The sequence below is a fragment of the Streptomyces spongiae genome (assembly GCF_009377185.1).
GTDB lineage: Bacteria > Actinomycetota > Actinomycetes > Streptomycetales > Streptomycetaceae > Streptomyces > Streptomyces spongiae.
In genome coordinates this window covers 1-6780 of the sequence record NZ_VJZC01000545.1, presented here as the reverse complement: position 1 = coordinate 6780, position 6780 = coordinate 1, and the positions used below count along the sequence as shown (strand labels likewise).

Genomic DNA, 6780 nt, shown 5'->3' with positions numbered 1-6780 from the left:
GGATCTCGTTGCCCGGCGGCCCTGAGCCGTTGGCTCGCCTTGTCGCCATAGGGAGCCCGTGCGTTCGCGGCTGCGGGTGCGCCGTGGTTGCTCGCGCAGTTCCCCGCGCCCCTATCGGGGCGCGGCCCTGAGCAGCGCAGGCGCCCCTTGCGCTGCCCGTCCCCACCCTAGAGAGTGGCGCTCATGCCGTTCCTCACGGTCGCAGACGTACTGCGACTGCCTGTCATCGCCGCCGGCAGGCCCCGCGTGGCGGCCGGTGAGGTACAGCTGGGCCGTACCGTCCGCTGGGTCCACGTGACCGAGCTCCTGGATCCCGCCTCGTTCTTGGAGGGCGGGGAACTCATGCTCACCACCGGCATGCCGCACCCCTCGGACCCGGCACAGCTGCGCGGATACGTCGACCAGCTGGCCGACGTCGGGGTGGCGGGGCTCGTCCTGGAGCTGGGCCGCCGGTTCCAGCAGGCGCCCCCGGAGCTCGTCACCGCGTGCCGGGAGCGCGATCTGCCGCTGATCGTGCTGGCGCGCGGGGTGCGCTTCATCGAGGTCACGCAGACCGTGCACGCCCTGATCCTGGACGCGCAGGGCGAGTTGCTGCGCCGCGCCCAGCACGTGCACGAGCTGTTCACGTCGCTCACCCTGCGCGGTGCCGAACCGGAGGAGTTCGTAGGGACCGCCGCAGACCTGGCCGGATGCCCGGTGGTGCTGGAGAACCTGATCCACCACGCGGTGGTCTGCGCGCCGGCCGGCCACACGGACGGCCAGGTGCTGGAGGCCTGGCCGCGCCGCTCACGCAACGCCGCGACGCCGGACCGGGCGGCGGTCAGCGGCCCCGAGGGCTGGCTGGTGGCTCCGGTCGAGGAGCGGGGCAGCCGCTGGGGGCGCCTGCTGATGCTGCCACTCGCGGGCGGGCCGGCCTTCGGTCCGGAGCACACGATGATCCTCGAGCAGGCCGCCACCGCCCTCACCCTGGCCCGGCTCACCGGCCACCCCGAGTGGGACCGGCGCGCACACAGCTCCGTGCTGCTCGATCTGCTGCACTGGCGCTACCGCAACCGCACCGAGGCACGGTTGCGGGCCGAGGCACTCGGGCTGCCGACGACCGGCCACCGCCTGGTGCCGGTGGTCATCGACCACGCGGACGCACCGCCGCCCGGCGACACCACGGTGACCGACCACCTGGCGGCACAACTGCACACGTCGGGCGTCAAGGCCCTCGTCGGGGACCTCTCCGAGCGGCGGTCCGGACTGCTTCTGGCACTCGCCCGGGCGAGTGCCTGGCAACCCGTCGTGGAACGTGTCGCCCGGGACGTCCGGGCGGCGTTCGGGGAGGACGTCGTGGTCGCGGTCGGTCCGGGCGTCACCGAGCTCAGCCAGGTCACGCGGTCGTTCCGCGAGGCGGAACAGGTCGCCGACGCCATCGGCCCCACATCACGGGGCCGTCCTTTCCGCGTGGCCTCGGACGTGGGCCTTCCGGAGCTCCTCTACTCCCTGCGCGACGACGTCCGCGTCCAGAAGTACGTGGAGCAACAGCTCGGTCGCCTCGTCCAGCACGACGCTCGGCACGGCGGCGACCTGCTCACCATCCTGCGTGCCTACCTCGACGCCGCCGGCAACAAGTCGATCGCCGCCAGGCACGCGGGCCTCTCCCGACAGGCCTTCTACCAGCGGCTCCGCACCATCGAACGTCTCCTGGGCACCGACCTGGAGTCCGGCGCCCAGCGCACGCAGTTGCATGTGGCGGTGACCGCGTTGGAGGCCCTGGACTCGCCGCCGTCCGGGCCGGGTACGCCGCGCTGATGCGGGTACCTCGGGCCACATGACTGACATCGACCTCAAGAGCAACGCATTCAACGATCACTCGTTCATCACGCGGCGGTACGCGTACGAGGGCGAGAACGTGTCCCCTCCGCTGAGGTGGAGCGGCGCACCGGACGACGCGGCCGAGCTGGTGCTGTTGTGCGAGGATCCGGACGCACCGTCGGGCACCTTCGCGCACTGGGTCGTGGTGGGCATCGACCCCCACAGCGACGGCGTGGAAGCGGGACAGGTCCCGGCCGGCGGCACCGAACTCGTCAACGGCTTCGGAGAACAGGGCTGGGGCGGACCGCATCCGCCTCCGGGAGACGAAGCCCACCGGTACGTCTTCCGGCTCTACGCCCTTTCGGAGCCGTGCGTGCTCCCCGACGCACCCAACGCCGCCGAGGTACATCAGGTCGTCGACGAGCAGCAGCTCGCCAGCGGCACCCTCGTGGGGCTGTACCAACGCTGAACAACTGATCTGTCAGGCTGTCGTGAATGACAGCACCCGCCACCACCACGCTGAGTGACACGGATTTCGCCGCACCGGCCGAGGACCGCTACTTCGAGGACTACGTGCCCGGCTCGGAGTACGTCTACGGCAGCGTCACCATGACGGAGGAGGACATCCTCCGCTACGCCCGGGAGTTCGACCCGCAGTACATCCACGCCGATCCCCGGGCCGCGCGGCAGGGTCCCTTCGAGGGCCTGCTCGCCAGCGGCTGGCACACCTGTGCCGTCATGATGCGCATGTACGCGGACCACTACCTCAGCAAGGTCGCCACCCTGGTCTCCCCCGGCGTCGACGAACTGCGCTGGGTCCGGCCGGTCCGGCCCGGTGACAGCCTGTCGATCCGCACCACCGTCCGGGACACCCGCGTCTCGAGCTCGAAACCGGACCGCGGACTCGTCCACACCGGGATCGAGGTCCTCAACCAGCACGGCGATGCGGTCCTGACGATGAAGGCCATGAACATCGTGCTGCGCCGGCCCGCCCCCGGCAAAGGCCGCACACAACGGTAATCGGGCACCCGCCTGCCCGAAATTGGTATGGACCTTCCCCGGGATCCATGGCTAAGCTCTGCCGCGCACGTTGCGAGAGCGCTCTCAGAGTTCTGCTGTTCCACCCCCACTCTGCTGGAACAACGAAGGGGCACTCCCTTGAGACGCACGACAGCCATGCGCACCGGACTGTCCGCACTCCTCCTCCTCGGCACCTGGGCCACCGCGAGCGCGCTGCCCGCATCCGCAGCGGAATCCCCCGCGGACTCGGCGGCGGCACCGGCCTCCCCCGGGCTCCTCTCCGCGATGCAGCGCGATCTGGGCCTGACCAGGAGTCAGACCGAGACGCGTCTGGCCGCGGAGAAGACCGCGACGGCCGTGGAGCGGAAGGCCAAGCGTGCCGCCGGGTCGTCGTACGGCGGCTCGTGGTTCGACGCCGGAAGCGGAAAGCTGACCGTCGCCGTCACCCCGGGCGCGAACACCGAGGCCATACGCGCGACCGGCGCGACCGTACGCCTCGTGAAGCACAGCGCACAGCAGCTCGACGCGGCGAAGACCCGTATCGACCGGCTGTCCGCGCCGACCGGCGTCAGCAGTTGGTACGTCGACCCGAAGGCCAACAAGGTCGTCGTGAAGGTCGTCTCGGCGCGACAGCATGACAACGATGTCCAGAGCTTCCTGGCACGAGCTCGTCAGACGGGCCCCGTGACGGTGAAGCAGACCGCCGAGGCACCGCAGACCTTCGCCGCCGGGACCGTGGGCGGCGACCCCTACTACACCGGCAACGTCCGCTGCTCCATCGGCTTCTCGGTGCAGGGCGGCTTCGTCACCGCCGGGCACTGCGGCGGGGCCGGCGCCGCGGTGTACGGCTGGGACCGTTCGTACATCGGCAACTTCCAGGGGTCGTCGTTCCCGGGCAACGACTACGCCTGGGTGAACGTCGGCAGCGGCTGGTGGACCGTACCGGTCGTACTGGGCTGGGGCACGATCCCCGACCGGCTCGTCCGCGGCTCCGCCGAAGTCCCCGTCGGTACGTCCATCTGCCGCTCCGGCTCCACCACCCACTGGCGTTGCGGCACCGTTCTGGCCAAGAACGAGACGGTCAACTACAGCCAGGGCGCCGTCCACCAGATGACGAAGACGAGCGTCTGCGCAGAGGGCGGTGACTCCGGCGGCTCCTTCATCAGCGGTGACCAGGCGCAGGGCGTCACCTCCGGCGGCTGGGGCAACTGCAGCTCCGGCGGCGAGACCTGGTACCAGCCCGTCAACGAGATCCTCAACCGCTACGGCCTGAGGCTGCACACCTCCTGACCCTCCGTCACCACGGACGAGCGGGCTCCGTCGCGAACCGGCCGCCGGAGCCCGCTCGTCCGCACCGGTCAACTCGCGAGGCCGGCCTTCGTCAGCCACTCCTTAGCGACCGTGGCGGCGTCCTCCTTGTCGTTGACGAGCTTCTTCATCATGTCCAGCAGGTCCTGGGTGGTGAGCTTGGCCGAGACCGCGTTGAGCGCCGCCTTGCCCGTGTCGTCGAGCGCGGACTTGTGGACCAGGGGCGTGACGTTCTGCGAGGAGAAGAGGTTCTTCGGGTCCTCCAGCACCACCAGTTTGTCCTCGACGATGGCGGGGTCGGTGGTGTAGATGTTCGCGGCCTGCACCTTGTTCGAGTTCAGCAGCTTCAGAAGGGTGCTCTGGGCGCCCGCGTCGAGCGGCTGGAACTTCCCGAACTCGACACCGTAGGTCTTCTTCAGACCGACCCAGCCCTGGGTGCGGGTCTTGAACTCCGAGCCGGCACCGATGGTCCACTTCCCCGCGACCGGCTTGAGGTCGGCGAGGGTCTTGAGGTCGTACTTTTTGGCGGTCGCGGCGGTGACCGTGACCGAGTCCTTGTCCTGGGCCTCGGCGGAGTCGAGGATCTCCACCGACGACGGGAGCTTCTTCTTCAGCTCGGCGTTGATCTTCTCCGTGCCGGTCGCGGTGCTGGTCTTGTCGACCGCCGTCGCCAGCAGGGCGCCGTTGTACTCCGGGAAGACCTGGATGCCTCCCTTGACCACCTGGTCGTAGTAGACCTCACGGGCACCGATGTCGAACTTGCGCGTCACCTTCAGACCCTTGGCCTCCAGAGCCTCGGCATAGATCTCCGCGAGCAGCTGGTTCTCGGGGAAGTTCGCCGAGCCGACGACGAGGGACTTGCCGTCGCCGCTGTCCTTGCTGCTGTCCGTCAGCGGGTTACTGTCGCTGTCGCCACCGCCGCAGGCGGCCAGCGAGAACACGGCGACCAGGCCGAGGGCGGCGCCGCGGTAGATGCCTCTCATGGGTGTTTCCTTTCTTGGAGCCCTGGGGCTCGGACAACTCAGGACTTGCGACTCAGGACTTGCGACTCAGGGCCTGGACACCGAGACCCGCAGGCCCGGCGAGACGACGACGCGCCGCAGCGCGGTGAACGCGACCTGGACGAGGAGCGCCAGGACGACGACGACCGTGGAGCCGCCGACGACCAGCTCGTAGTCGTTGCGGGAGAGTCCGTCGACGATGAAGCGGCCGAGGCCCCCGAGGCCGGGATAGGCCGCGATGGTCGCGGTGGCCACGACCTGGATCGCGGCGATCCTGAGGCCGAGGAGGATCAGCGGCAGCGCCATCGGCACCTCGACCCGCGCGAGGACCTGCCACTCGGTCATGCCGACCCCACGTGCGGCGTCCCTGGTGGCGCGGTCCACGCCCCGGACCCCCTCGAAGGTGTTGATGAGGATCGGCGGCACCGCGAGCGCGACCAGGGCGACCAGCACGGGCGTGGTGCTGAGCCCGGCGAGCGTGACGACGAGGACCACCAGGCCGAACGTGGGGATCGCCCGCGCGAGGTTGGCCACGGCGGCCACGGCGAACGCCCCACGGCCGGTGTGCCCGACGAGCAGCCCGAACGCCAGCCCGATCAGGGCGGCGAACAGCAGCGACAGGCCGCTGTAGGTGAGGTGCTCCAGGAGCCGCTGGGGGATTCCCTCCGCACCGCGCCACTGCTTCGGTGACGTCAACCAGTCGCCCACCAGCCCGAGTTGGTTCAGGAGGTCGTTCATGACGCCGTCACCTTGCTCCGGGACCAGGGGGTGAGCAGCCGCTGCGCCAGGACGAGGAGCGCGTCGGTGGTGAGCGCGAGCAGCATGATCAGCACGATCGCGGTGACGATCGGCGTCGGGAAGTCGAGCTGGAGGCCGCGGGTGATGTAGTAGCCGAGACCGCCCTGTCCGATCAGCTGTCCCACGGCGACGAGACTGATGGACGACACGGCGGCGACGCGTACGCCGGCGATGACGACGGGTACGGCGATCGGCAGTTCGACCTGGACGACACGGCGTATCGGGCCGAATCCCACAGCGGTGGCCGCCTGCCGGACCGGTTCGGGGACCGAGGCCAGGCCGTCCACGACGTTGGGCACCAGGACCGACAGCGTGTAGAGCGTCAGGGGGATCATCACGGTGCGTTCGGTCAGCCCGGTGTACTTGACGAAGATCATGAACAGGGCCAGTGACGGGATCGAGTACATGATGTTGGCCGCCGTCAGCACCGGCGGGTACAGCCATCGCCGACGGTGGCACAGGATCCCGAGGGGCACCGAGATGATCAGCCCGAACAGCACCGGCAGAAGGCCCAGTCGCAGGTGGACACCGGTGTAGTCGGCCAGCTCACCGGCGTGGTCACCGATCCACTGCCACCGCACGAGCGGCTCCCCGTCGCTCACGCCCGACCACCGCCCACCCCATCGACACCGGCCACGTCCCCGACCTCCGGGTCTTCGGCCCGCACGTCCCCGGCCGCCCCGCGTTCGGCCCGCACGCCCTCGGCTTCCGCGTCTTCGGCCTCCGCGTCTTCGGCCTCCGCGTCTTCGGCCAGCGCACCCCTGGCCTCCGAGGCGGTGGCGCGCGCGTCCCCAGACCGTGCATCCACGGTCTCCGCGACCGCGACCCCCGCCCCCACATCCCCGGCCTCCAC

The 6780-nt window shown here is 70.0% G+C and carries 7 protein-coding genes and 1 pseudogene; 4 read left to right on the top strand and 4 right to left on the bottom strand.

The window, feature by feature from the left end; translation table 11 throughout:
* Positions 1-183 precede the first annotated feature (183 nt).
* The 4 genes from FNH08_RS40985 to FNH08_RS40970 all read left to right on the top strand — a co-directional run bounded on the left by FNH08_RS40985 (position 184) and on the right by FNH08_RS40970 (position 4110).
* Positions 184-1797 (top strand): PucR family transcriptional regulator, encoded by a 1614-nt coding sequence (locus FNH08_RS40985; RefSeq protein WP_152776597.1) that lies wholly within the window; start codon positions 184-186, stop codon positions 1795-1797.
* A 19-nt stretch (positions 1798-1816) separates the two neighbouring features.
* The gene (locus tag FNH08_RS40980) at positions 1817-2269 is read left to right on the top strand and encodes a YbhB/YbcL family Raf kinase inhibitor-like protein (RefSeq protein WP_152776596.1); all 453 of its coding nucleotides are present in this window, start codon (positions 1817-1819) and stop codon (positions 2267-2269) included.
* A gap of 26 nt (positions 2270-2295) precedes the next feature.
* Positions 2296-2820, top strand: coding sequence for a MaoC family dehydratase (locus FNH08_RS40975; RefSeq protein WP_152776595.1), 525 nt, complete (start codon positions 2296-2298; stop codon positions 2818-2820).
* A 156-nt stretch (positions 2821-2976) separates the two neighbouring features.
* A complete protein-coding gene (locus FNH08_RS40970) occupies positions 2977-4110 on the top strand; it encodes a S1 family peptidase (protein WP_152776599.1) in 1134 nt (377 codons plus the stop codon).
* Between the two features lie 68 nt (positions 4111-4178).
* On the opposite strand, the gene FNH08_RS40965 is transcribed toward FNH08_RS40970, so the two are convergent.
* The 4 genes and pseudogenes from FNH08_RS40965 to FNH08_RS40950 all read right to left on the bottom strand — a co-directional run.
* Positions 4179-5111: a glycine betaine ABC transporter substrate-binding protein gene (locus FNH08_RS40965; RefSeq protein ID WP_152776594.1), complete on the bottom strand. Its 933-nt coding sequence runs from the start codon at positions 5109-5111 to the stop codon at positions 4179-4181.
* Between the two features lie 66 nt (positions 5112-5177).
* Positions 5178-5867: an ABC transporter permease gene (locus FNH08_RS40960; protein WP_152776593.1), complete on the bottom strand. Its 690-nt coding sequence runs from the start codon at positions 5865-5867 to the stop codon at positions 5178-5180.
* Positions 5864-6529: an ABC transporter permease gene (locus tag FNH08_RS40955; RefSeq protein ID WP_322726286.1), complete on the bottom strand. Its 666-nt coding sequence runs from the start codon at positions 6527-6529 to the stop codon at positions 5864-5866. The genes FNH08_RS40960 and FNH08_RS40955 overlap by 4 nt, the downstream gene beginning before the upstream one ends.
* Positions 6526-6780: pseudogene (locus FNH08_RS40950) on the bottom strand (hypothetical protein); the annotation flags it as partial. The gene FNH08_RS40955 and the pseudogene FNH08_RS40950, both read right to left, overlap by 4 nt.